The organism is Paenibacillus hamazuiensis, assembly GCF_023276405.1.
GTDB lineage: Bacteria > Bacillota > Bacilli > Paenibacillales > NBRC-103111 > Paenibacillus_AF > Paenibacillus_AF hamazuiensis.
Map to the genome: position 1 here is coordinate 3,348,481 of NZ_JALRMO010000001.1, position 23,495 is coordinate 3,371,975.

Sequence of the window (23,495 nt, forward strand, 5' to 3'; positions counted from 1 at the left end):
TGTTTCCGATTGACGATTTCCACACAAAAAAACCGCGATACGGCGCTCATAAAGCACCGATTCGCGGTTTTACTCACATCGCGCCGCTTTTCCGATCTATCGAATCGCCCCGACAAACCGCTCCAGCCGGTTCATCGCTTCGGCGAGCGATTCCATCGAATACGCATACGAAATGCGGATGAATCCTTCCCCGTACGAGGAGAACGCGTCTCCCGGGACCACGGCAACCCGCTCCCGCTCCAGCAGCTTCATCGTAAAATCCATTGAGCTGAGCCTGAACTTGGCGATGCTAGGGAACATATAAAACGCGCCTTCCGGCTTTTCGACCGGCAGCCCGACTTCGTCCAGACGGCGATGCACGAACTCGCGTCTTTCCCGGTAAGCCTCTTTCATCGGCTCGGCGTCGTCGATCCCGTTCGCGAGCGCCTCCAGCGCGGCATACTGGCTGACCGAGCTGGCGCACGTTACATTGTATTGGTGCACCTTCACCATATGCTGCGACAAGTAAGCCGGCGCAAAGGTGAAGCCGATGCGCCACCCGGTCATCGAATGCGACTTGGACAAGCCGTTGATGACGACCGTGCGCTCCCGCATCCCTTCCAGTGAGGCGATCGACCGGTGCGGTCCGTCGTAGACGAGCTCACTGTAGATCTCGTCCGAAATCACGAAGATCTGCCGATCCTTCAGCAGCTTCGCCATCGCTTGCAGTTCGGCCTCGCCCATCACCCGCCCCGTCGGGTTCGACGGGTAACACATGACGATGCAGCGCGTGCGCGGCGTAATCGCCTTCGCGAGCTGCTCCGCGGTCAGCTTGAAGCCGGTTTCCGTCGTGTCGACGTAAACCGGCACGCCTCCGCACAGCCGCACGAGCGGCTCGTAGCCGGGATAGATCGGCCCCGGCAAAATCACCTCGCTGCCCGGCTCCAGCACCGTGCGCAGCGTGATGTCCAGCGCTTCGCTCGCGCCGGCCGTGACGATAACCTCCTTGTCCGGGTCGTAGGACAATCCGTACTTTTGCTCCAGAAATGCCGCAGCGGCTCGGCGCAGCTCGATCAGTCCGGGATTGACCGTATACACGGTCTTTCCGGCGTCAATAGCCCGTTTCCCCGCTTCCAAAATATGAGCGGGCGTCGGAAAATCCGGCTGCCCGATCGTTAACGTAACGACATCCTCCATCGAAGCGACCATATTCGAAATTTTCCGGATGCCCGATATTTGAATGTCTTTCACCTGCCGATTCACTAACGATTCCATCGACGACATGCGTTCCCCTCCCATGCTTATGCAACCGACCGCTACTGCTTGCGCAGCACATCCAGCAGACGTTCCATCTCCGCCGGAAGCGGTGCTTCAAATTGCATGCGCTCCCCGCTTCGCGGATGCGTAAAACCAAGCTCCGCCGCGTGCAGCGCCTGCCCTTCGACCTCCATCGTAATGCCCTTGCTGCGACCATAGGCCGGATCGCCGACCAGCGGATGCCCGATAAACTTCATATGTACGCGAATTTGATGCGTACGCCCTGTCTCCAGCTTCAGCTCCACTACCGAGTAAGCGCCAAGCCGTTCGAGCACAACGAAATGCGTCACCGCATGCTTGCTGTTTTTATCCGTCACCGTGTACAACATCCGATCGTGAGGATCGCGGCCGATCGGGGCGTCGATCGTTCCGTGGTCGTGCGCCAGGTTTCCATGAACGATAGCAATGTACTTGCGGCTGACGCTGTGCTCCTTCAGCTGCTCGGCCAAATGCTGGTGCGCCAAATCGTTTTTCGCGGCCATCAGAAGACCGGAGGTATCCTTATCGATGCGGTGCACGATACCCGGCCGCATCACTCCGTTAATGCCGCTTAAATCTTTGCAATGGTGCATCAGCGCGTTGACGAGCGTTCCCGAATAATGCCCGGCCGCCGGATGGACAACCATCCCCCGCGGCTTATTGACGACGATCACGTCGCTGTCTTCATACACCACGTCCAGCGGAATCGGCTCCGGCTGGATGTTCAGCTCCTCCGGCTCCGGCACGGTGACGGCAATCGCATCTTCCGCAGCCAGCTTGTAATTCGGCTTGACGGGTTTGCCGTTTACGGTGACATGACCGTCTTTAATCCACTGCTGAACATGCGTTCGCGACACGTCCTCCTCCAGCGATTCGACGATATATTTATCGATCCTCTCGCCGGCATCCGCCGCCTCTACGGTCCATTCCAGCTGTTCCTGCTCCGTATGCGCCATATGCTCTAGCCTCTCCGTTCTTTTCTCCAATTGATGAGCGCATCGACAAAAATCAAAGCCACCCCGACGCAAATGGCCGAATCGGCCACATTGAAGATCGGGTACGTATAATCGACCGGCGTCCCGAACCAGTTAAACTGGAAACGGAATTTTAAAAAGTCGACGACTTGTCCGAACAGCAAACGGTCGATAAAGTTGCCCACCGCTCCTCCGAGCAGGAGGCTTAAAGCGAAAGGCATCAGCTTGTGGCCGGCCCGTCTCATTTTCTCCAAATACCAGATGACGCCTACGACGACCATAAGTGTGATCAGTATGAAAAACCACCGCTGATTTTGCAAAATGCCGAAAGCGGCGCCTTTGTTCCGATGGGACGTAATTTGGAAAAATTCTCCGATCACCGGCACTTCGTCGCCGATCGCGAGACGCTGCACGATAAGCCACTTGGTCGCCTGATCGACAAGCAATACGATAATGGCATAAATATAATATCTCAGCTGCTCCATCTCCTTATGCTTCGTAATCTTATGCTCCTTCGTGAAATGCAAGGAATTACCTCTCTAAAACGAGGAATTTTCGCAAAAACTAACCGCAAGATCTTGCCTTATGATTTTTTCTTAAGGAGGCACTTTATGAGTCCGCTATCCGCACAGCAATTGAACGAGCTGAAACAGCAGCTGCTCCAGGAGAAAAACGACCTTGAGCGCCGGCTCGACCAAAACGGTTCCTACGGACTGATCCAGTCGCTTGGCGATCAAACCGGCGAACTGTCCGCTTACGACAACCATCCGGCCGATCTCGGGTCGGAGGTATTCGAGCGGGCCAAAGACAACGCTTTGAACGAAAACTCCGAGCAGCAGCTGGACGATATTCATCTCGCTCTTTCCCATATCGAGTCCGGCGACTACGGAAACTGCGTCACCTGCGGCAAACCGATTCCTTTCGAGCGGCTGAAAGCTATCCCGACGACTCTCTACTGCTACGAACACGTACCCGATCCGCATTCCTCCGACCGCCGGCCGGTCGAAGAGAGACTGCTCGCGCCGCCCTACGGGCGGACGAGCCTGGACGAGCTGCCGGAGCAAAACCAATTCGACGGCGAGGATGCGTGGCAAATCGTCGAAAGCTGGGGCACGTCGAACACGCCGGCGATGCAGGAAAATCCGAACGTCATCGACGGGTACAACGACATGTACATCGAATCGGACGAAAACGACGGTTATGTCGAGAAAATGGAAAGCTTCTTGGCTACCGATATTTACGGCAACAACGTGATGGTTCTCCGCAACAAGGCATACCGCGAATATATGCACAGCGGCGAAGGCGATCCGGCGCTTGAACCGGATGCGGAAGCCGAAGACCGTTTTGAATAACTACCGGCCATAACGGAAAAATGCGAGCACGCCGGCGCCCCTCAGGGCCGACCGGCTGCTCATTTTTGTTACGACTGCGCTGTAACCGTTTCGATAACGGACGCGCACCGTTTGCACAAAGTCGGGTGCTCCTGGCTTTGGCCCACCTCCGGAGTAACAATCCAGCAGCGCTCGCATTTCTCGCCTTCTGCCGGAACGACCTGGACGGCCAGATGCTTGAACGCCATCACTTCGGCCGGAGCCGTTTCGCCAGGCGTATGAACCTGAACGGCCGAAACGATGAACAATTGATCGAGCTCGCCGAAGCCGGAGAGCAGCTCAGCCGTTTCCGCATCCGGAAACAAATGAACCGCAGCGCCGAGCGAGTTGCCGATCAGCTTGCTTTTGCGCGCCTCTTCCAGCGCCTTCAGCACATCGTCGCGCACGCTGATGAATTTTTCCCATTTGGCTTCAAGCTGTTCGTCGTACAAAGTTGCATTTACTTCAGGCAGCTCTGCCAGCTGTACGCTGATCAAATCCACTCCAGGAATATACTTCCACACTTCGTCGGCCGTATGCGGCAAAATCGGCGCAATCAGTTTAGTTATTACCGTTAACGTATCGTACAATACGGTTTGCGCCGCTTTGCGCAGCGGATGGTTCGGTTCGTTTACATACATGCGGTCCTTGATGATGTCCAGATAAAATGCGCTCATCTCCACCGCGCAGAAATGATGCACCGACTGATACACGGTATGGAACTCGTATCTGTCATAAGCGCCGATTACGCGTTCGGCCATCCGGTTCAATCGGATGAGCGCGTAGCGGTCGAGCTCACTGAGCTGTTCTACGGACACCCGGTCTTTTTGCGGGTTGTAGTCGTACAGATTACCGAGCAGGAAGCGCAGCGTATTGCGGATTTTCCGGTAACCTTCGGTGATCTGGTTCAGGATGTTGTCGGAAATGCGGTGATCCGCCTGATAATCGACCGAAGATACCCACAGCCGAAGAATATCGGCGCCAAGCTTGCCACACACCTGATTCGGATCGATCGTGTTGCCGAGCGATTTGGACATTTTGCGTCCTTCCCCGTCGAGCGTAAACCCGTGGCTCAAGATCCCTTTATACGGTGCCTTGCCTTTGACGGCAACACCCGTAATGAGCGAAGAGTTGAACCAGCCACGGTACTGGTCGGATCCTTCCAGGTACAGGTCGGCCGGCCAGCGCAGCTCCGGACGTGTCTCCAGCACGGCTGAGTGGCTGGCGCCGGAATCGAACCATACGTCCATGATGTCGGTTTCTTTGCGGAAATGCGCATGTCCGCATTTCGGGCAAGCCGTTCCTTGCGGCAGCAGCTCGGATTCGTCCTTCAGGAACCAGGCGTTCGATCCTTCCTCGGCGAAAATGCCGGCCACATGCTCGATCGTTTGCTCGTTGACCAGCGGCTCATTGCAGCTGCGGCAGTAAAAGATCGGGATCGGCACGCCCCAGGCGCGCTGGCGGGAAATACACCAGTCGCCGCGCTCGGCGATCATGTTGTGCAGGCGGATTTCGCCCCACGTCGGAGTCCAGTTCAACTGCTTGATTTCCTCCAGCATCTCCTGGCGGAATTTATCGATCGAAGCGAACCACTGCTCGGTCGCCCGGAAAATAACCGGCTTCTTCGTCCGCCAGTCATGCGGGTATTGGTGCTGGATCGTGCCCATTTTAAGCAGGCGTCCGGCTTGCTCCAGCATGTCGGTGACCATCTTGTTGCCTTTTTCGTAAAACACTCCTTCGAATCCCGGCGCTTCGGCGGTAAAATGCCCTTGATCGTCCACTGGGCAAAGTACGCCGAGCCCATAGCGCTGTCCGATCGCGAAGTCATCTTCGCCGTGTCCCGGAGCCGTATGGACGCAGCCCGTACCCGCTTCGAGCGTGACGTGTTCGCCGACCATAACGAGAGAAGTGCGGTCATAGAACGGATGGCGGCACAGCACCCCTTCCAGCTCGCTGCCTTTCACGGTGGACAGCACCTTGACATCGGTCCAGCCGATCTCTTTGGATGCGGCTTCCAGCAGCCCCTGCGCCAGCACATATTTGCCGCCGCCGGCTTCTACGACGACGTAGTCGAAATCCGGATGCAGGCTGATCCCGAGGTTGGCCGGCAGCGTCCAAGGCGTCGTCGTCCAGATGACGATCGAAGCGTCTTCCGGCAGCTTGCCTTTGCCGTCCTGTACTTGAAACGCCACATAGATGGACGTCGACGTTTTGTCTTTATATTCGATTTCCGCTTCCGCCAGCGCGCTCTCCGAGGACGGAGACCAGTACACCGGCTTCAGCCCTTTGTAAATGTAACCTTTGCGCACCATCTCGCCAAACACGCGGATTTGCTGCGCTTCGTAAACGGGATTGAGCGTAATATACGGATTGCTCCAATCGCCGCGGACGCCAAGCCGCTTGAACTGCGCCTTCTGCTTTTCGACCCATTCCAAAGCGTAAGCTTTACAGTAATCGCGGAACTCCGGAACGCTCATCTTTTTGCGGTCGACCTTGCCGCTGTTGGCGATTGCCTGCTCGATCGGCAAGCCGTGCGTATCCCAGCCGGGAACGAACGGAGCGTCGTAGCCCTGCATCGTTTTAAAACGGACGATAATATCTTTCAGCACCTTGTTCAGCGCGTGTCCGATATGAATGTCGCCGTTCGCATACGGGGGCCCGTCGTGCAAAATGAACTTCGGCTTTCCTTTGCGGCTTTCCAGCACCTTCGCGTAAATGTCGATGTCGTCCCAATGTTTTTGCATGTTCGGCTCTGCCTGCGGCAAGTTCCCGCGCATCGGAAACTCGGTCTGCAGCAGATTTAATGTTTTTCCATAGTCCATCGTTATTTCACTCCTTGGCGTATCGTGATCATAAAAGATTGGAGAAAACGATCCGCTGCATGTCCCGGATCGTGCTTCCGTTGCAGCGGCAACAAAAAAAAGACCGCCCATCCCTGCAAAGGGACGAGAAGTCTCGCGGTACCACCCTCATTAAGACTCGCCGGCCGCAGCATCACGCCGACAAGCCGAAACAAATCTTCACTCGTGCGATCGGTAACGGGATCATCCGGTCTTCTTTACTCGCCCGGTTTTCTTCCGGCATTCAAGAGACGCTCCTGGGTGATTTTCCGGCGCATGCGTAAGATTAGGCTTCCACCAAACCCCTAACTCGCTGGCTTCGCAAACGCGTCGTACTCGTCCCAGTCATCGCTTTGCAATTAATACAATATTATCATGCAGTATAACCGAATTCATTGACTATAGTCAACAAGCGGACAAGACCCGTCCAAAAAATCAGGACTGTTCGACCTCGACTTGCTCCAACGATGCCCAGTCTTCCTTGCTGAGCAGCTCAAGCTGAGCCTCGAGCAGCGTGCGGAACCGGGTGCGGTAAATCGTCGCCTGCTTCTTCAGCTCCTCGATTTCCAGCGCGATTTTCCGCGATTTGGCGATCGATTCGTTGATGATGCGGTCTGCGTTTTTCTCCGCTTCCTTGATGATCAGCTGAGCTTCCTTCTTGGAGTTCGTCTTGACCTCATCCGCCGCTTCCTGAGCGACGATGATCGTCTTGCTGAGCGTTTCTTCGATATTGGCAAAATGATCGAGGCGCTCCTGCAGAGCGGCGATCTGGTTTTGCAAATCTTTATTTTCCCGGAGGATCGACTCGTAATCCTTAATGACCTGGTCCAAAAATTCGTTGACCTCGTCTTCGTCGTATCCGCGGAAAGACCGGCTGAATTCCTTGTTATGTATGTCCAGCGGTGTCAAAGGCATGGTATACCCTCCTAACAATTTTTGCGCCAGCAAAAATGTTCTTCGTAAGCGTCGATGGTTTTGCGCAGAGTGAGACGGTTGGGATAACGCGCTGCTCCGATTCGGCATACGCCGGGTTTTCCAAAGAAACCCGCAAAAGCGCATAGTGTACTGCTATATTCGACAGAAATAGCTACATTCCTGCATGCCTGCAGTTAATTTTTGCATCGCTTTTATACATATTTTCCGACATGGACGCGAATTCTGCCCTTTTTCGTCATCCCTTCGACTTCCAATACTTTAAACCGGCCGAACCCTTGGAGCGATACGACATCGCCTTGCTTAAGCGGCGTGCTCGGATCCTCCTCCTGCTTCCAGTTCACCTTGCAGCGGCCGGCTTTGATCGGGATGACGATTTTGGCCCGGCTTAGACGGTATACATCCCCGGCAATGCCGTCCAAACGCAAAGAAGCCACCGATAAGCTCATGCTCTCAAGCTGCTCCGCCGCGACTTGAAGCTGCGCCAGCGGAAGCGTCTCGGTCAACACATGAACCCGGTGCACTTGCTGCAGGTTCAGATGAATATATTCGGCGATTTCCGACGCGACAAGCAGATGCGCCCCGTTCGGGTGAACGTGGATATCGCCGATTTTGTCCCGTTTGATGCCGAGCCCGAGCACCGAACCGAGATAGTCTCCATGGTTCAGCGCTTTGATCTTCTCGTCGTCGGAACGGACGGACACTACGGCAATGCCCATGTCTTCGTCATCGACATGCCGATAGCCTGGCGCTACGATCGCGCGTTTTCTTTCCGCCTGTTCGTACCCGCCGTCCAAACGAAACTGCACGTCCGTCTCCCGGTTCACGAGCGTTTGCAAAATGAAAGCTTGTCTCGGATCGAGAAAGTCCGTCTTTTTTACCGTATGCTGATACACGGCCCGCTCCACCCATTCCGCCGCCTTGTCGACAAAACGGTGCTCGTCCGGATGAAAATGCGAGTAAATGTTATCGAATGCCACCGGATCACCTTACCAGATAATGAAGTATCGCAATGATGCCTTCCCCGATAAAACGCAGGGCAATCAGCGCAATGATCGGAGAAATGTCGATCATGCCGCCGATGGCCGGAATCAGCCTGCGGAAAACCGATAAATACGGCTCCACCAGCTTGCCGAGAATTTCCCCGATAAAGCTGTCCCTTGCCGCGGGCAGCCACGAAAGCAGCACGTAAGCGATAATCATGTATGTATAAATTTCGATCAGTGTAGCGATGTATCCGTCAATGTTTAGCAAGCCGTTCACCTCTGTATATTTGTATGGCTAACCTTCATTCATTATTTCCGAAATCGAACCGTGTATTTCAACGGAATCCGGCGTGCACAGAAAAATGTTCGGGCCGATCTTCGAAATGGAGCCGTTCAGCGCATATACGGTGCCGCTCAGAAAATCCACGATCCGCGTCGCCTGGTCGGGACGGACCCGCTGCAGATTGACGACCACCGGACGGCGGGAGCGCAAATGGTCGGCGATTTCCTGGGTTTCCTCATACGATCTCGGCTCGTTTAAAATGACCTTTACATTTTTCTGCGAATGAATGCTTACGATGTTGTTCTTACTTTTACTACGCTGCTCGAACGGATTGGTTTCAGGTTCTTCCACTTGCTCGACGATCCGTTCGCGTTCTACGATCTCTTCCTCTTCCTGCAGTCCCAAAAAATTCATGAATTTATTCATAACTCCCATGGACCTCTCCTCCTAAAATATTCGCGGGTTTTCAAAACGACATTTATTTCCCGACCAAAATGCTTCCAAGCCGGACCCAGGTGGCACCTTCTTCAATCGCAACCTCAAAATCGTTCGACATCCCCATAGAGAGCCCAGGCACCTCGTATCCGAGCACTCCCGAGCGATTCAGGCCGTCCCTCAGCTCGCGCAGCCCGCGAAATACCGGTCTTGTCGCTTCGGCCTCCGCTTCGAACGGAGCCATCGTCATCAGGCCGACGATCCGAATGTGCGGATACGCCTTAAGCTGCTGCGCGAAATCTGGAAGCTGCTCCGGTGGCAGGCCATATTTCGTTTCTTCCCCGGAAACGTTTAACTGAATGAAGCACTTCGCCTCCAACCCGAGCTGGGCCGCCTTTTTGTCAATTTCCTTGGCCAGGGACAGCCGGTCCAACGAATGAATGTAGGCGAAGCGGCCGACGACTTCCTTTACCTTGTTGGTTTGCAGATGCCCGATAAAATGCCAGGTGCCCTGCGAGCCGAGCCGCTCCCATTTCTCCTGCGCATCCTGCCAGCGGTTTTCGCCGATGTCGGCAAGACCTGCCTGCAAAACCTGTTCCGTCGCTTCCGCAGAAACATATTTCGTAACCGCAATGACATTCACGTCGCTCCTGGCCCGCCCGCTTCGTTCGCAGGCTGCGGCGATGCGCCGCTCCACTTCGGCAATTCTCTCTTGCAACGCAGACATGCTGCTCTGTATATCCAAAACGAAGTCACCTCACTTGTCGCTTTCAAGACAGCGGCCGAATGCCGATCCACGCAGCCATCCGCCCCGTCCTCCCGCCTTCCTTGCGGTGGGAAAAAAACAAGTCCGTACGGCAACTGGTACATAACGTAGATACTTCGATGTTCGACGGCAAAATTCCTGCTTTTATCATAATTTGTCGATTAAAATGTTGCAAGTTCAGCATATGCTTCCCGTTACCTTTGGAGATATAAAATTCCCCTTCGTTACCTGCTGCACTTGGCCCCGTCTGCTCGAGCGCTTCGCGAACGCGGCCGATCACCGCATCGTCCACCTCGTAGCAGCATACGCCGATGGACGGGCCAATCGCCGCCACTAGCTCGGACGGCCGCGAGCCGTAGGCGCGCTGCATCGCCGACACCGTCTCGCGGGCGATTTGCAGCACGCTGCCTTTCCAGCCTGCATGGCTGAGGCCTACGGCCCGGTGCACGGGGTCGTAGAAGTAAAGCGGCACGCAGTCCGCGAAAAGCGCATGCAGGAAAATGCCGGGTTCGTTCGTTATGAACCCGTCCTTTGCCTGGATCGCCTCTTCGCGCGAATAAACGCCTTTGCCGCCGTCGGCGGGCGAGATCACGGCGATGTCGCAGCCGTGCACCTGCTCCGCATATGTGGCGCGGCCGGCGGGGATGCCGAGCGCCTCGGCGAGCTTCTCGCGGTTAGCGATCACGTCGCCAGGCCGGTCCGACACATGCAAGCCGCAATTAAGCGACGTGAAAGGCTCCCCGCTTACGCCGCCGCGCCGCGTCGTAAAACCGGCGCTGATCTGCGGAAAGCGCGCCGCCCATGACGTTATATGTAAAAGCTCTGCTCCATTAGGCGCTTTCTCTAAAATAAACGGTTCCATGCTTGTCCGCTCCTCTTCCCTGTTTCCCACCCGGGTCAATCCAATCTTCGTAAGCTTACTATACAATAAACGGCGCACGAACATAAGGGCTTCGGCACTTTTTGTACCGAAGCGTCGCCCGTGCGTCGTCAGTTTCCGCGGTAAGGACGGTTGTCATACTCATACGTTTCCCCGTCTTCAGCCTGCCGGTACGTGGGGCGCAGATCGTCGAGCTTGACCAATACGACATCCATGCCGATTTTGACGATATTTTTCCACGGAATGATCACGTCGGTTGTGCCGCCGAACAAACCGAAAAAGCGGCTTTGATTCGGAACGACGATCGAGTCGATTCGGCCGTTGCGCAAATCGAGCTCAAGGTCGCTGATTTGACCGAGTTTTTTTCCGTCCACAATATTGATGACGTCCTTGGATTGGAAATCGGAAATTTTCATGATCGGCTCACCACGGCTTCCCGCAATTTGTATTATTAATACTATATGTAAGAGCCCAGCAAAATGTCCTTAAGAATCGAAAATCGGTCTAAGCAGCAAAAAAACCGCCTTCCTCCGCACCCGCCGGGCAATGGCGAGAAAACTTGCCGGCATGCCGGCATGGGTTGCGGCTGAAAGCGGTCGTACTGACAGCTTATTGTTTCACATGCTTCTGCATTTGCGAAATCGCCGATTTTTCGAGGCGGGATACCTGCGCTTGGGAAATGCCGATCTCGTCGGCAACCTCCATCTGCGTTTTGCCGTCAAAAAACCTCATCGACAATATCATCTTCTCCCGGTCTCCAAGCTTCCTCATCGCTTCGCGGAGGGCGATTCCTTCGATCCAGGAAACATCTTTGTTGCGATCGTCGCTAATTTGATCCATCACGTAAATCGGATCGCCGCCGTCATGGTAAATCGGCTCGAACAGCGATACCGGATCCTGAATGGCATCCAAAGCGAACACGACGTCTTCCTTCGGCACGTTGAGCGCTTCGGATATTTCGTAAATCGTCGGCTCCCGCGAGTTTTGGTTCGTGAGGTTATCCCTCACCTGCAGCGCTTTATAAGCGATGTCGCGCAGCGAACGGGATACGCGGATCGGGTTGTTATCTCTTAAATACCTGCGGATTTCGCCGATGATCATCGGCACCGCATAGGTGGAAAATTTGACGTTTTGGCTTAAATCGAAGTTGTCGATCGCCTTCATCAGACCGATGCAGCCGACCTGAAACAAATCGTCGACAAACTCCCCCCGGTTGTTAAAACGCTGAATGACGCTCAGCACAAGCCGAAGGTTTCCGTTGACCAATTTCTCTCTTGCAGATCGTTCGTTTTGCGTTTGAAGCTGAACGAATAATTCACGCATTTCCGCATTAGTCAGAACAGGCAGTTTCGAGGTGTCTACTCCACAGATTTCGACTTTGTTTCGGGTCACTCGTGATACCTCCCAAGGAGAAACATTACTGTTAATTATCTCCTCGGTCCCCTTTTTTATGCGTCGCAGACTCGGGGTCAAAATCCCGCTGAAAACGATTCCAACCTGCAACGGGGAAGGAAAGATTTCGCTTTCAAACATGCGAAAAAAAATTCAAGAGCCCCGTTGATCGTGCCTCGGGACTCTTGATTTTACACCATTTTGTTAAACTCTTTCCGCAGACGCTTGATGATCCGTTTCTCCAATCGGGATATGTAAGATTGGGAAATGCCGAGCATATCCGCCACGTCCTTCTGCGTCTTCTCCTCGCCGTCCTGAAGGCCGAAGCGCAGCTCCATAATGACGCGCTCCCGCTCCGACAACTTGTCGAGCGCCTTGTGCAGCAGCTTGCGGTCGACCTGCTCCTCGATGTTGCGGTAAATCGTATCGTTTTCCGTTCCGAGCACGTCGGAAAGCAGCAGCTCGTTGCCGTCCCAGTCGATATTGAGCGGCTCGTCGAACGATACCTCCGTGCGGATTTTGCTGTTCCTTCTAAGGTACATGAGAATCTCGTTTTCAATGCATCGGGAAGCGTACGTAGCCAGCTTGATTTTTTTCTCGGGATCAAACGTGTTTACCGCCTTAATGAGCCCGATCGCTCCGATGGACACCAAATCTTCGATGTTGATGCCGGTGTTTTCAAACTTTCTGGCAATATATACGACAAGCCGCAAATTGCGCTCGATCAGCATGGCGCGTATGGCGGCATCTCCGGATGGAAGCCTTTCCAGCAAATATTCTTCTTCTTCCCGGGAAAGCGGAGGCGGCAGCGCTTCGCTGCCCCCGATGTAATAAACCTCGTCGCTTTTCAGCCCCAGCGCCATAAGCAGACGATAGTAGGCCAGTTGCATGCGCAGCTTCCATTTTAACAGCATAGCGGTTGTGCCTCCTTGCACTTGGTGTAATTAAGATTGCATCAGCATCGGATGAATGATCGCCTGGTACGAATTGTCGGAGCTCAGCTTGCCTCCGTCCAGCCCGATTAATACTTTGGGGGACTCGATTTGTTTTTCGTTATGGGTAATGACCACCCGGTCCGGCTTGATCGCCAGCATAAATTGAGTTGCCTTGTTAATTCCCCGATAAGGGACCAGACGAAGGCGATCCTGCCATACGAATGTGTCCTGGCTGTCCTCGGAACCGATGCCGGAAATGATTTGGTCGACCTCGGCTTCCCGAATCCGATTCATCCATGACTCGGGAATATACTCTTTCCATTGCGAAGCCTCCATGATCATAACCGGAGTGCGCGTCAGCGGATCGTACAATTGGTTGCCGGTGTCGATCAGCCCTGTGCAGCTTGTTTCCGCCTGACCGATTTCAATCCGTACCTCGGCCATGAATGCCGTTACTTCCTCGCGTTTCTTGGCGCTTTTAAACACGTTGCGAAAAATCCATAATCCCGGCAAAAGCAGCACGGCAACCGCAGTAAACGTGAACGAAATTGTATGATGATCCACTCCGGTCTGGCCGATAACGATCCCATCCAGCACTTCGCTTGACGACTCCAAAAAATAGTTGATGCCCAGTATCGCACCCGCCACCGCAAAGTTAATGGCATAAAACATCCCCAAATTACGCAAAAAATGCTGCAGGCTCGGAAATCCGAACGCGACGGCAAGCATGCCGAGGGCAAAACAAAACTTCAGCAAAAACGTAAATAAAAACGACATCTCCGGAATAAACATAAAAACGACGTAAGAGGCGCCGATTCCGGTGGCAAGCAGCAGCCTCCACCACGCAAAGCGGATTTTACGGGCACGGGCGGTTGCGTACAGCAGCACCCCGTCGATCAGGAAGTTTGTCAGGAAAATAAGATCCAGGTAGACGATCATCGCTATTTTCCCTTCTGCCTTTTTCCAAAGCTGTATAACTGTCGGCTGAGACAAGTATATAAAAATCCGCCTTCAAAGTCTGTCTAAACTTGCCGTCCGGGAGCAACTATTTTTGTCAGTTTTTGTTACTGGTTGCCCGCCGCCCGCCCCTATCTTTTTTAACCCTGCTAAAATTCTACTTTTCTCCAATAATTCCACCCCTAAGGCTTGCTCCCACCCCTAAATCCCCTCCGGAGGAGGGGACCCCAGGGCTCTGCCCTGGACCCGGGCGCATATGTTCATACGTGCCTCTTATTCGCGGTTGTCTGCCATGGATTTTTGGCTTCGCCGAAAAATCCTATGTCCGACACGCTGCACTTTGGGTGCTTGGCGGGGAGGGTTCATGCGTGCCTCTTGCTCGCGTTTCTCTGCCATGGATTTTTGGCTTCGCCGAAAAATCCTATGCCCGACACGATGCACTTTGGGTGCTTGGCGGGGAGGGTTCATGCGTGCCTCTTGCTCGCGTTTCTCTGCCATGGATTTTTGGCTTCGCCGAAAATCCTATGTCCGACACGCTGCACTTTGGGTGGTGCTTGGCGGGGAGGGTTCAAGCGTGCCTCTTGCCCGCGGTTGTCCGGCCTCGCTTCTTCGAAGCATCGGGCGGACACGCTTTACTTTTCGCTGTAACTCTGGCCTCGGGCGGGATTCTGGGAGTACTTCTATATGAAAAATCGTATAGAAATTATGCTAAGATCGTAAAACAGACCAATTTGTGCGAAAAATCATATACATGTATACCTTGGGACGATGTAGTCAAAACATGAATATGAAAAATCAGATATAAATTTTCTTTTTGCGTCAGTCCCAATGATTGTATTTGAAAAATCATACAAAATAAAAATAACGAGGGGGTAACGTCTGAAACTGGAATACAAGACGGGGTCCGTGACTTGGTCGGATAATTATGGAGTGAGTCGGCCCAATAACTCAAATTTCCGAAGTGGCCGAGCTGTAGCTCCGCCCCCCAAATGATTGCGTTATCTTCGGATCGTTTTACAGTTCCTCTATACGCGAAAACTAAAAAAACTCCCTGCAGAGATATCTCTGCGAGGAGTTTTCATATCGTTAAATGCTACTTGTCGTTGAAGCCGCCGCGGTTGCGATTGCGAAGGAAGGTCGGGATGTCGAGCTGGTCGTTCGACGCCGGCTGGCTGCCGAACGGACGCAGATTGCCGAGTCTGTTGTCCTGAGGTTCAGACTGTGCGGCGCCGGCCGGTTTGCGGTTCGGGACGGATTGGGCGCGATGCTCGAAACCTGTCGCGATGACCGTGACCATAATTTCGTCCTTCAATCTTTCGTCGATGACCGCACCGAAAATCATATTGACCTCCGGATCGGAAGCGGTGGCGACGATGTCAGCCGCTTCGTTCACTTCGTACAGCGACAAATTGGCGCCGCCGGTAATGTTCATCAGCACGCCGCGCGCACCGTCGATGGACGTTTCGAGGAGCGGGCTCATGATCGCTTTCTTGGCCGCTTCGGCAGCGCGATTCTCGCCGGTGGCAATGCCGATACCCATCAGTGCGGAGCCCCGTTCGGTCATAATCGTTTTCACGTCGGCAAAGTCGAGATTGATGAGTCCCGGTACGGCAATCAGGTCGGAGATGCCTTGCACCCCTTGACGGAGCACGTTGTCCGCATGCATGAACGCTTCGAGCATCGGCGTCTTCTTGTCGACGATCTCAAGCAAGCGGTCGTTCGGAATGACGATCAGCGTGTCCACTTTTTCCTTCAATGCGGCGATGCCTTGCTCAGCCTGCATTGCGCGTTTGCGGCCTTCGAACGTAAACGGCCGGGTTACGACGCCTACCGTCAAAGCGCCGCACTCCTTGGCGATTTCCGCGATTACCGGAGCGGCTCCGGTACCAGTTCCGCCGCCCATGCCTGCGGTCACGAACACCATATCGGCTCCGCGCAGCGTGTTCAAAATCAACTCACGCGATTCTTCGGCCGCTTTTTTTCCGACATCCGGATTCGCTCCGGCGCCAAGCCCGCGGGTGAGCTTGTCCCCGATTTGCAGCCGGTGTTCGGCTTTCGCCGAATGCAGCGCCTGAGCGTCCGTGTTCACGGTAATAAACTCGACGCCTTGAACGCCGTTGTCGATCATCCGGTTGACGGCGTTGCTGCCGCCGCCGCCTACGCCAATTACTTTTATTTTCGCCAGTTGGTCCATGTCCAGATCTAATTCAAACATAGCGGTATTATCCCCCTAAAAATTTTTACGAAAAAAAGCTGCTGCATTTAAATAAATTCGCTCAACCAATTTTTAAAACGTTCGAACAAGCCGGATTTGGCGGAGTCCGCAGAGGATGATACCTTTTTGTTGCCGCTCGTTTTTTTGATGAAGCTCGTTTGCTTGCTGCTTGCCTTTATATATTTCGATGCGTATTGGATAATTCCTACCCCGCTCGTGTAAGACGGGTCTCTCACGCCGATATAGTCCGGAACCGCGATGCGCACCGAAGTTTGCAGCTCCGCCTGCGCAACCGTCAACATGCCCGGCATGGAAACGGAGCCGCCGGTCAGCACATAACCCCCGGGCACATCCGCATACCCGAGCCGCTGCACCTCGACCCTGATCAGGTGAAAAATTTCCTGCACGCGAGGTTCGATGATGTTGGCCAGATCGACCTGCGAAAACTCCTTATCCACATTGCTGCCGATCCGGTTCACCTTGAAAACCTGGTCGGATGCCGCGTCGTCTACGACGGCACAACCGAATTTCAGCTTGATTTTTTCCGCGATATCCATCTGCGTCCGAAGCCCGATGGCGATATCGTTCGTTACAAATTCGCCGCCGATCGGCAGCGTCGACGTTGCCACCATGTTGCCTTCCTGAAATACCGCGATCGTCGTGGCGCCCGCGCCGATGTCCACCAGCACGGTGCCTACCATTTTCTCATCTTTGGACAGCGCAAGCTGACCCGATGCAAGCGACATGAGAATGAGCCCGGCAACCTTGAGGCCGGCCTTCTCAACGACGCGAAGCAAGTTATGTATTCCTGTTTTCGCTCCGGTAATAATCGTCGCTTCCACTTCAAGCCGTACGCCGATCATCCCTCTCGGGTCGTTGATGCCTTCCAGTCCGTCCACCAAATATTGATTCGGAACGACTCCGATAATTTCCCGCTCCGGAGGCAAGGCGATGACTCTGGCCGCTTGAATGACCCGTTCGATATCCTCATCGCCGATTTCGCGATCCTCGTTCGAAACTGCAACCACGCCGTGGCTTGTTTGCAGCGCTATATGATTTCCGGAAATTCCTACATGCACTTCGGATATTTGAATACCGACCATCCGTTCGGCATGGTCGATCGCATTACGGATGGACTGCACGGTTTGATCGATATCTACGATTGCTCCTTTGCGAATTCCCTCCGAGTCGGCAGATCCAACTCCTATTATATTAATGGCTCCGTTAACAACTTCCCCAATAATAGCGCGAACTTTGGATGTACCGATGTCCAAACTAACAATGATGTCATTGCTGCTCAACCCGTGGCACCTCCTGTAACGTAAATGAATAAATGGTTATGGCGAGCAATACCTTCTGTTATCTATTCAACACAACAAGGGATTTCCCTCTTTTTTCAACAATATTTTTATCACAAACCCATAATTTCAATTCTAGCATTATTTTATAGGGTTGAGTAGTCTTTTCTCGTCATCTCGCCGATTCTTTCTCGTTTGTTTTCACAGGCTCCTTGTTGACCGGTTTCTTGGAATCCCCTTGCGCATTCGTTCCGGACGTTTGCGACGTTTTATTTGCATCCTTGGCTCCCGTATCTTTGCCCGCATCTTTGCTTGCATCTTTTCCCGCATTTTGATCTTTGGCATCTTTGGCCGGCGGCTCGTAAGGCATGTGATTGTCCGCTTCCAGCAGCTTTAAAATACCGTTCGTGATGTTGTTTTCCTTCAAATTGGTAATGTACAAATCCAAATAAGGAAGCTTGTCCGGCAAGTAGGAAATCGTCGTCTGCACCTCGAACTGCGACCTGGTGTACAGCTTGATTTTATCGGGATACGATTCGGAAGGATCCGGTTTGATCTCTGACACGTCGGAAAAATACGAAGGGGGAATTGCAGCCATCACCTTGCACAGCTTGACTTTGTTCGGATCGTCCTTGCTCCAGCCGGTTAAGAGAGGCTTGTCAATCGTAACGCCGCGCTGCTCGATGACGACCGAGCTGCCGTCGGCCAGCAGCACTTCCTTTTTCCCTTCCTCGTTGATTTGAAAAGCGACTCTCTGATATTCCTGGATATCGACATGAATGACGCCCGGAAACCGTTTGGTCACCTTGGCGGACTGGACCATTTTCATTTGCTGCAAAACCTGCTCGATCGTCTGTGACGATATGGCAAAAAAATGGTCGCCAGGCCTCACGGGCATCGCTTGCTTCACTTCATCCGCGGAAAGCAGTTCGTTGCCGGCCACTTCCACGGTGGTGATTTTGCTCAAAGACGACTGGAAAAACAAAATGACCAAAAGCGTGACGAAAAATATAAAAAGAAAAGCCAGAAGCTTCCGGCTGCTGCGATTCCGTCTATTCGGTTCTTTAATGGCAGGTACTTTCATGGGCTGGCTCCTTGGGTATGTAAACCGCCGAACATCCCTTATCTTTTCGTTGCTCCTGCGAAAAGAAAGGGATATTTCAGCGTCAATATTCATAATCATTAATGAGTGCTATTCCGTAGGTACAGGGGAAAATCTGTGAATTTGCGCCCCCAAATGCGTCAGCATCTTTTCGATGCGCTCGTATCCCCGGTCGATGTGATGTATTTGCTCTACGACCGTCGTGCCGTGTGCCGCAAGGCCGGCCAGCACAAGGGCCGCTCCCGCCCGCAGATCGGTCGCCTCTACCGTTGCCCCGTACAATCTGTGAACCCCCTTGATAAATGCGGAATTCATATCCGTCCGAATGTCCGCCCCCATGCGGGAAAGTTCGTCGACGTGCTTGAACCGGCCTTCGAAAACCGTTTCCTTGACAATACTTACGCCGTCGGCGAGAGAGAGCAGAACCATGATCTGGGATTGCAAATCGGTTGGAAATGACGGGTGCGGCGAGGTGACGATGCGTTCTACCGCTCTAGGTCTTGTCAGGCAGCTTACGTTCATTATATCACCGTCAATGGTGATTTGAACACCTGCCCGCTTGAGTACATGGATGACGGAAGTGAGATGGGATGGATTTACGTTTTCAAGTGTGACGTTTCCTTTGGTGACTGCGGCGGCTACCATGAATGTACCCGCTACGATTCGGTCGGGAATAACGCGGTATACGCAAGGAGTAAGCGACGTTACTCCCTTGATCGTGATGGTGTCCGTGCCGGCACCGATGATTTCCGCCCCCATGACGTTCAGAAAATTTTGCAGGTCTTGAATTTCCGGCTCCCGGGCCGCGTTCGAGATCGTTGTCATCCCTTCGGCCATGCAGGCGGCCATCATGATGTTTTCCGTCGCTCCGACACTGGGATAGTCGAGTACAATCTCCGTTCCTTTAAGCCCATTCGTAGTGCAAACGATCGTATTGCCGCTCTCCTCGATCTCCGCTCCAAGCGCCTGCAGGCCTTTGAGATGGAGGTCGATTTTGCGTTCGCCGATCGCGCAGCCTCCGGGCTGATATACTTGCACTCTGCCAAACCTGGCCAGAAGCGGCCCCATCAGAAATATCGACGATCTCATCTGACTCATCAAACTTTCCGGAATGTGAGAAGAATGCGCAGTCGACGTGTTCAGCCTGACCGTATCCGTCCCTTGCTCCGCTTGGCACCCGAGGGCGCGCAATATGTCCAGCATGACATGTATATCCGACAAATCCGGAACGTTGACAAGGGTAACCGTTCCCGGTGCCATCATGCTGGCCGCCAAAATGGGCAGCGCCGCATTTTTGGCGCCGTGAATTTTGATGGTTCCCGATAGGGGCTTCCCGCCTTCGATAACCAACTTCTCCAAAGTGCCACCTCCGATTTACCGTTCACCCACCACCAGTACTTCGGGATGCAGCTCGATGCCGTACTTTTCCAGCACCTTCGCTTTGACCTTTTCGATGAGGGTGACGACGTCCTCGGCTGTCGCCTCGCCGGTATTTACGATGAAGTTGGCGTGCAGGGTCGAAACTTCGGCTCCTCCGGACCGCAGTCCTTTAAGCCCGGCATCTTCGATCAGCCTGGCGGCATGGTGGCCCGGAGGATTGCGGAACACGCTGCCCGCGCAGGCGAGCGTATAAGGCTGCGTGCGCAGCCGGCGCTCCTTATTGGCGGCCATCTCCGCCGCAATTTCGTTGCGTTCGCCGTATTCGAGCTGGAATACGGCTTCCGTAACGATGCCGGGTTTGGTCTGAAGCAAGGAGTGCCGGTAAGCATACTGCAGTTCGTCCCTTTGAAGCGTTGCCAATTCACCTGTTTCCCACAAGACTTCAGCCTGCTTGAGTATGCGTGACACGTCCGATCCGTGCGCCCCTGCGTTCATGTAGACGGCTCCACCCACGGTGCCTGGAATTCCGCTGGCAAACTCCAGACCGGTCAATCCTTCTTTGCCGGCCATCACGGAAAGCTTGATAAAGGAATACGCGCCGCCTGCTATTGCCAGCGTCCCCTCGAACCGGACGGTTTCCAGCGTGTCGCCCAGCTTGATGACGACCCCACGGATGCCTTTATCGGTGACCAGCATGTTGGAGCCTCGGCCGATAACGGTCCACGGAATCCCGCGATCGTGGAGAAAACGTACGGCGCGGATCAGCTGATCCTTGCTTCGGGGAGTCAGCAAAATATCGGCGGGCCCTCCTATTTTCCATGTCGTATAAGGTGCCAGCGGTTCGTTGAAACGAACGTCCCCGTAAGCACCCGCCTGCAAATCGTTAAAGACTTGCCGCATTGGGTTAAACCTCCTTCACAGAACCCGGGGGCAAACACCGGGCGTCTGTCACGGTTATGGTGTATTTTATGTTGGGTCGGAGTAGAGTGTGACAAATGCCTAAGAGCTTTCGGAGAAAGCTCACATCGGAAGCATAAGCTGGGCTTTCGAAGAAAGCCGCCTTCGTAAGCGTTACTGAGCTTTCGGAGAAAGCTCACATCGGGAGATTAAGCTGGGCTTTCGAAGAAAGCCGGCTTCGTAAGCGTTACTGAGCTTTCGGAGAAAGCTCATATCGGGAGATTAAGCTGATCTTGTGGAGAAAGCCCGGCCGTTGTCCGTCAAATGCGGCCTAGCCGGTGTTTTTCGATCAGATCGACGATCGTATCGGTCCCGCTTGAGTGCCGGCTGGCGGCCATTTGCGCCTTCGTCAGCTCGCGGTTCTCGTAAGCAGCCGCCAGCTCCGAAAGCAGCGTCTCCGGCGTCAGTTTCTCTTCGTAGAGAACCCGCGCGTAGCCGATCTTTTGAAACGACTCGGCGTTCAAAATTTGATCCCCCCGGCTCGCCTGCCGGGTGAGCGGAATGAGCAGCATCGGCTTTTGCAGCGCCAAAAACTCGAAAATCGACGTCGAGCCGGCCCGCGAGACGACGATGTCCGCCATCGCCATCAAATCGGGCAGCTCCTCCTGCACGTACTCGAACTGCTTATACCCTCTGCGTCCCTCGAGCGCTTTGTCTACGTTGCCTTTTCCGCAAATGTGGACGATCTGGTACCTCTCCAACAGCGCATCCAGCGCACCGCGCACCGCATTGTTGATCGCTTGCGCGCCCAGGCTGCCGCCCATGATGAACAGCACCGGCTTCTGCCTGTGAAAATCGCACAGCGTGTAGCCGTTCAGCGCTTTGCCTTCCAGTATGCGCTCGCGGATCGGCAAGCCGGTGCACACCGCCTTGCCGCCTTTGATATGCCGGAGCGTCTCCGGGAACGTCACGCAAATTTTTGTGGCGAACGGCATCGAAATTTTATTCGCGAGTCCGGGCGTGAAGTCCGATTCATGAATGATGACGGGGATGCGGTTCAGCCATGCGGCCAAAATGACCGGCACGGAGACGAACCCTCCCTTGGAAAAAACGATGTGCGGCTTGATCCGCCGCAGCAGCCGGTAAGCCTGGCCGACACCCTGGATGACGCGGAACGGGTCTTTGAAGTTTTTCAAGTCGAAATAGCGCCGCAGCTTGCCCGAAGCGATGTGATGGAAGCGGATCCCCTCGTGGTCGACGATCCCTTTCTCGATGCCATCCTTCGAGCCTATGTACTCCATCTCCCAACCGAGCTGCTTAAGCCGGGCCATGAGCGCCAAATTGGGCGTCACGTGGCCGGCTGAGCCGCCGCCGGTGAAGACGATTTTTTTCATCGGAACAAGTCACCTCGAATACCGGGATATGTTGAGCAGCACGCCGATAGAGGCGAGTATGAGTGTCAGGGACGATCCGCCTGCGCTGATCAGCGGAAGCGTGATGCCCGTAACGGGAAACATGCCGATCACGACGCCGATGTTGATGACCACCTGTACGGCGATCATGCCGACGATGCCGGTGGCAAGCAGGCTGCCGAACGTATCCGGCGCCGTGATGGCCGTGCGCATGCCGCGCCAGACAAGCAGCATGAACAGCATAAGCACGAGCGAGCCGCCGATAAAGCCGAGCTCCTCGGCGATGATGGAGAAAATAAAGTCCGTTTGCGGCTCGGGCAAGTAGCTGTATTTTTGCCGGCTCATGCCTAGTCCGAGACCGACCAGGCCGCCAGGGCCAATCGCATACAGCGATTGAATCGCCTGGTAGCCGGCGCCGAGCGGGTCCTGCCACGGGTCGAGAAAGGCGGTGATGCGCTTCAGCCGGTACGGAGCCGCAAGAATGAGGCCGACGAGGCCGAGGGCCCCGATCATCCCGAGATACGACAGGTGGAGCAGTCTCGCGCCGGCCGTATAAATAATGAGCAGCGATGCGCCGACCAGCACGGCGCCGGTCCCGAGATCCGGCTGCAGCATGATCATGCCGAAAGCGACCCCGACCAAACCGAGAGGCGGCAGCAGGCCTTGCGTGAATTGAGTGATTTTCGCCTGGTTTTCCGACAGCATTTTGGATAAAAAAACGATCATGCCCAGCTTCATAAACTCCGAAGGCTGAATGCCGAAGGAGCCGATGCCGAGCCAGCTTCTCGCCCCGCCCCGGACGACGCCGATACCCGGAATGAGCACGGCCACGAGCAAAATAAAGCAGACGATGAGCCCGATTTTGGCGTATTTTTTCCATACCCAGTAGTCGACGTTCATCGTAAAAAACATCGCGATGACGCCGAGCACGGCAAACAGCAGCTGGCGCTTCAAGTAATAAAAATAGTCTCCGTGCTCATGAAACGACAGCACGGCGCTCGCGCTGTATACCATGACGACGCCGATGGTCAGCAGCGCCAGCGTGCAAAAGACGATGGCTGCATCCGGTGCAGATCGAGTTTTTCCCATACCGCGACACCTCTACCCTTACGTTTAAGGGGTGGAGCCGCAGCCTTCAGCCCATGCAGAACCGGAGGCCGCCTGT

22 protein-coding genes and 1 other annotated feature are annotated in these 23,495 nt (G+C 54.3%); of the genes, 1 reads left to right on the plus strand and 21 read right to left on the minus strand.

Annotation, left to right across the window (positions count from 1 at the left end; all coding sequences use genetic code 11):
• Positions 1–96: 96 nt before the first annotated feature.
• The 3 genes from MYS68_RS14820 to lspA are packed head-to-tail and all read right to left on the minus strand — an operon-like array spanning position 97 to position 2,725.
• Positions 97–1,254 (minus strand): aminotransferase A, encoded by a 1,158-nt coding sequence (locus tag MYS68_RS14820; RefSeq protein WP_248930913.1) that lies wholly within the window; start codon positions 1,252–1,254, stop codon positions 97–99.
• 41 nt (positions 1,255–1,295) lie between these two features.
• Positions 1,296–2,231 carry an RluA family pseudouridine synthase gene (locus tag MYS68_RS14825; protein ID WP_248926585.1) on the minus strand — a complete coding sequence of 312 codons (936 nt, stop codon included), beginning with the start codon at positions 2,229–2,231 and terminating at the stop codon, positions 1,296–1,298.
• A gap of 5 nt (positions 2,232–2,236) precedes the next feature.
• Positions 2,237–2,725 (minus strand): signal peptidase II, encoded by a 489-nt coding sequence (gene lspA, locus MYS68_RS14830; RefSeq protein WP_248930914.1) that lies wholly within the window; start codon positions 2,723–2,725, stop codon positions 2,237–2,239.
• A 135-nt stretch (positions 2,726–2,860) separates the two neighbouring features.
• On the opposite strand from lspA, the gene MYS68_RS14835 reads away from it, so the two are divergent.
• A complete protein-coding gene (locus MYS68_RS14835; protein ID WP_248926586.1) occupies positions 2,861–3,601 on the plus strand; it encodes a TraR/DksA C4-type zinc finger protein in 741 nt (246 codons plus the stop codon).
• Positions 3,602–3,669: 68 nt separating this feature from the next.
• Here MYS68_RS14835 and ileS read toward each other — a convergent pair whose 3' ends face one another.
• The 18 genes from ileS to spoVE form a co-directional block, all read right to left on the minus strand.
• A complete protein-coding gene (ileS, locus tag MYS68_RS14840; protein WP_248926587.1) occupies positions 3,670–6,441 on the minus strand; it encodes an isoleucine--tRNA ligase in 2,772 nt (923 codons plus the stop codon).
• Between the two features lie 116 nt (positions 6,442–6,557).
• Positions 6,558–6,817: a binding site (T-box leader), on the minus strand.
• 77 nt (positions 6,818–6,894) lie between these two features.
• Positions 6,895–7,374 carry a DivIVA domain-containing protein gene (locus MYS68_RS14845; RefSeq protein ID WP_248926588.1) on the minus strand — a complete coding sequence of 160 codons (480 nt, stop codon included), beginning with the start codon at positions 7,372–7,374 and terminating at the stop codon, positions 6,895–6,897.
• 212 nt (positions 7,375–7,586) lie between these two features.
• Positions 7,587–8,372, minus strand: a complete 786-nt coding sequence (locus tag MYS68_RS14850; RefSeq protein ID WP_248926589.1) for a YlmH family RNA-binding protein — start codon at positions 8,370–8,372, stop codon at positions 7,587–7,589.
• A gap of 4 nt (positions 8,373–8,376) precedes the next feature.
• Positions 8,377–8,637, minus strand: coding sequence for a YggT family protein (locus tag MYS68_RS14855; protein WP_420852224.1), 261 nt, complete (start codon positions 8,635–8,637; stop codon positions 8,377–8,379).
• A gap of 36 nt (positions 8,638–8,673) precedes the next feature.
• A complete protein-coding gene (locus MYS68_RS14860; protein ID WP_248926590.1) occupies positions 8,674–9,096 on the minus strand; it encodes a cell division protein SepF in 423 nt (140 codons plus the stop codon).
• A 43-nt stretch (positions 9,097–9,139) separates the two neighbouring features.
• The gene (locus MYS68_RS14865) at positions 9,140–9,823 is read right to left on the minus strand and encodes a YggS family pyridoxal phosphate-dependent enzyme (protein ID WP_248926591.1); all 684 of its coding nucleotides are present in this window, start codon (positions 9,821–9,823) and stop codon (positions 9,140–9,142) included.
• A gap of 43 nt (positions 9,824–9,866) precedes the next feature.
• Positions 9,867–10,724, minus strand: coding sequence for a peptidoglycan editing factor PgeF (pgeF, locus tag MYS68_RS14870; protein WP_248926592.1), 858 nt, complete (start codon positions 10,722–10,724; stop codon positions 9,867–9,869).
• A gap of 128 nt (positions 10,725–10,852) precedes the next feature.
• Positions 10,853–11,158 (minus strand): YlmC/YmxH family sporulation protein, encoded by a 306-nt coding sequence (locus tag MYS68_RS14875; protein WP_248926593.1) that lies wholly within the window; start codon positions 11,156–11,158, stop codon positions 10,853–10,855.
• A 193-nt stretch (positions 11,159–11,351) separates the two neighbouring features.
• A complete protein-coding gene (sigG, locus tag MYS68_RS14880; RefSeq protein ID WP_248926594.1) occupies positions 11,352–12,134 on the minus strand; it encodes an RNA polymerase sporulation sigma factor SigG in 783 nt (260 codons plus the stop codon).
• Positions 12,135–12,325: 191 nt separating this feature from the next.
• Entirely contained in the window at positions 12,326–13,048 is a 723-nt protein-coding gene (gene sigE / locus MYS68_RS14885) for an RNA polymerase sporulation sigma factor SigE (RefSeq protein WP_248926595.1), read from the minus strand.
• Positions 13,049–13,078: 30 nt separating this feature from the next.
• Entirely contained in the window at positions 13,079–14,008 is a 930-nt protein-coding gene (gene spoIIGA, locus MYS68_RS14890) for a sigma-E processing peptidase SpoIIGA (protein ID WP_248926596.1), read from the minus strand.
• 1,111 nt (positions 14,009–15,119) lie between these two features.
• Positions 15,120–16,241, minus strand: a complete 1,122-nt coding sequence (gene ftsZ, locus MYS68_RS14895; protein ID WP_248926597.1) for a cell division protein FtsZ — start codon at positions 16,239–16,241, stop codon at positions 15,120–15,122.
• 47 nt (positions 16,242–16,288) lie between these two features.
• A complete protein-coding gene (gene ftsA / locus MYS68_RS14900; protein ID WP_248926598.1) occupies positions 16,289–17,542 on the minus strand; it encodes a cell division protein FtsA in 1,254 nt (417 codons plus the stop codon).
• Between the two features lie 169 nt (positions 17,543–17,711).
• Positions 17,712–18,623: a cell division protein FtsQ/DivIB gene (locus tag MYS68_RS14905; protein WP_248926599.1), complete on the minus strand. Its 912-nt coding sequence runs from the start codon at positions 18,621–18,623 to the stop codon at positions 17,712–17,714.
• 108 nt (positions 18,624–18,731) lie between these two features.
• Positions 18,732–20,000, minus strand: a complete 1,269-nt coding sequence (murA, locus tag MYS68_RS14910; protein ID WP_248926600.1) for a UDP-N-acetylglucosamine 1-carboxyvinyltransferase — start codon at positions 19,998–20,000, stop codon at positions 18,732–18,734.
• 15 nt (positions 20,001–20,015) lie between these two features.
• On the minus strand, positions 20,016–20,921 hold the full coding sequence (murB, locus tag MYS68_RS14915) for a UDP-N-acetylmuramate dehydrogenase (protein WP_248926601.1): 906 nt from the start codon (positions 20,919–20,921) through the stop codon (positions 20,016–20,018).
• A 317-nt stretch (positions 20,922–21,238) separates the two neighbouring features.
• Positions 21,239–22,312 carry an undecaprenyldiphospho-muramoylpentapeptide beta-N-acetylglucosaminyltransferase gene (locus MYS68_RS14920; protein WP_248926602.1) on the minus strand — a complete coding sequence of 358 codons (1,074 nt, stop codon included), beginning with the start codon at positions 22,310–22,312 and terminating at the stop codon, positions 21,239–21,241.
• Between the two features lie 9 nt (positions 22,313–22,321).
• Positions 22,322–23,419: a stage V sporulation protein E gene (gene spoVE, locus MYS68_RS14925; RefSeq protein WP_248926603.1), complete on the minus strand. Its 1,098-nt coding sequence runs from the start codon at positions 23,417–23,419 to the stop codon at positions 22,322–22,324.
• Positions 23,420–23,495 lie beyond the last annotated feature (76 nt).

Coding starts and splice junctions, on each gene's coding strand:
- MYS68_RS14820 (WP_248930913.1), bottom strand. CDS start 1,254: ATGGAATCGTTAGTGAATCGGCAGGTGAAAGACATTCAAATATCGGGC.
- MYS68_RS14825 (WP_248926585.1), bottom strand. CDS start 2,231: ATGGCGCATACGGAGCAGGAACAGCTGGAATGGACCGTAGAGGCGGCG.
- MYS68_RS14835 (WP_248926586.1), top strand. CDS start 2,861: ATGAGTCCGCTATCCGCACAGCAATTGAACGAGCTGAAACAGCAGCTG.
- ileS (WP_248926587.1), bottom strand. CDS start 6,441: ATGGACTATGGAAAAACATTAAATCTGCTGCAGACCGAGTTTCCGATG.
- MYS68_RS14845 (WP_248926588.1), bottom strand. CDS start 7,374: ATGCCTTTGACACCGCTGGACATACATAACAAGGAATTCAGCCGGTCT.
- MYS68_RS14860 (WP_248926590.1), bottom strand. CDS start 9,096: ATGGGAGTTATGAATAAATTCATGAATTTTTTGGGACTGCAGGAAGAG.
- MYS68_RS14865 (WP_248926591.1), bottom strand. CDS start 9,823: ATGTCTGCGTTGCAAGAGAGAATTGCCGAAGTGGAGCGGCGCATCGCC.
- pgeF (WP_248926592.1), bottom strand. CDS start 10,724: ATGGAACCGTTTATTTTAGAGAAAGCGCCTAATGGAGCAGAGCTTTTA.
- MYS68_RS14875 (WP_248926593.1), bottom strand. CDS start 11,158: ATGAAAATTTCCGATTTCCAATCCAAGGACGTCATCAATATTGTGGAC.
- sigE (WP_248926595.1), bottom strand. CDS start 13,048: ATGCTGTTAAAATGGAAGCTGCGCATGCAACTGGCCTACTATCGTCTG.
- spoIIGA (WP_248926596.1), bottom strand. CDS start 14,008: ATGATCGTCTACCTGGATCTTATTTTCCTGACAAACTTCCTGATCGAC.
- ftsZ (WP_248926597.1), bottom strand. CDS start 16,241: ATGTTTGAATTAGATCTGGACATGGACCAACTGGCGAAAATAAAAGTA.
- MYS68_RS14905 (WP_248926599.1), bottom strand. CDS start 18,623: ATGAAAGTACCTGCCATTAAAGAACCGAATAGACGGAATCGCAGCAGC.
- murB (WP_248926601.1), bottom strand. CDS start 20,921: ATGCGGCAAGTCTTTAACGATTTGCAGGCGGGTGCTTACGGGGACGTT.
- MYS68_RS14920 (WP_248926602.1), bottom strand. CDS start 22,312: ATGAAAAAAATCGTCTTCACCGGCGGCGGCTCAGCCGGCCACGTGACG.
- spoVE (WP_248926603.1), bottom strand. CDS start 23,419: ATGGGAAAAACTCGATCTGCACCGGATGCAGCCATCGTCTTTTGCACG.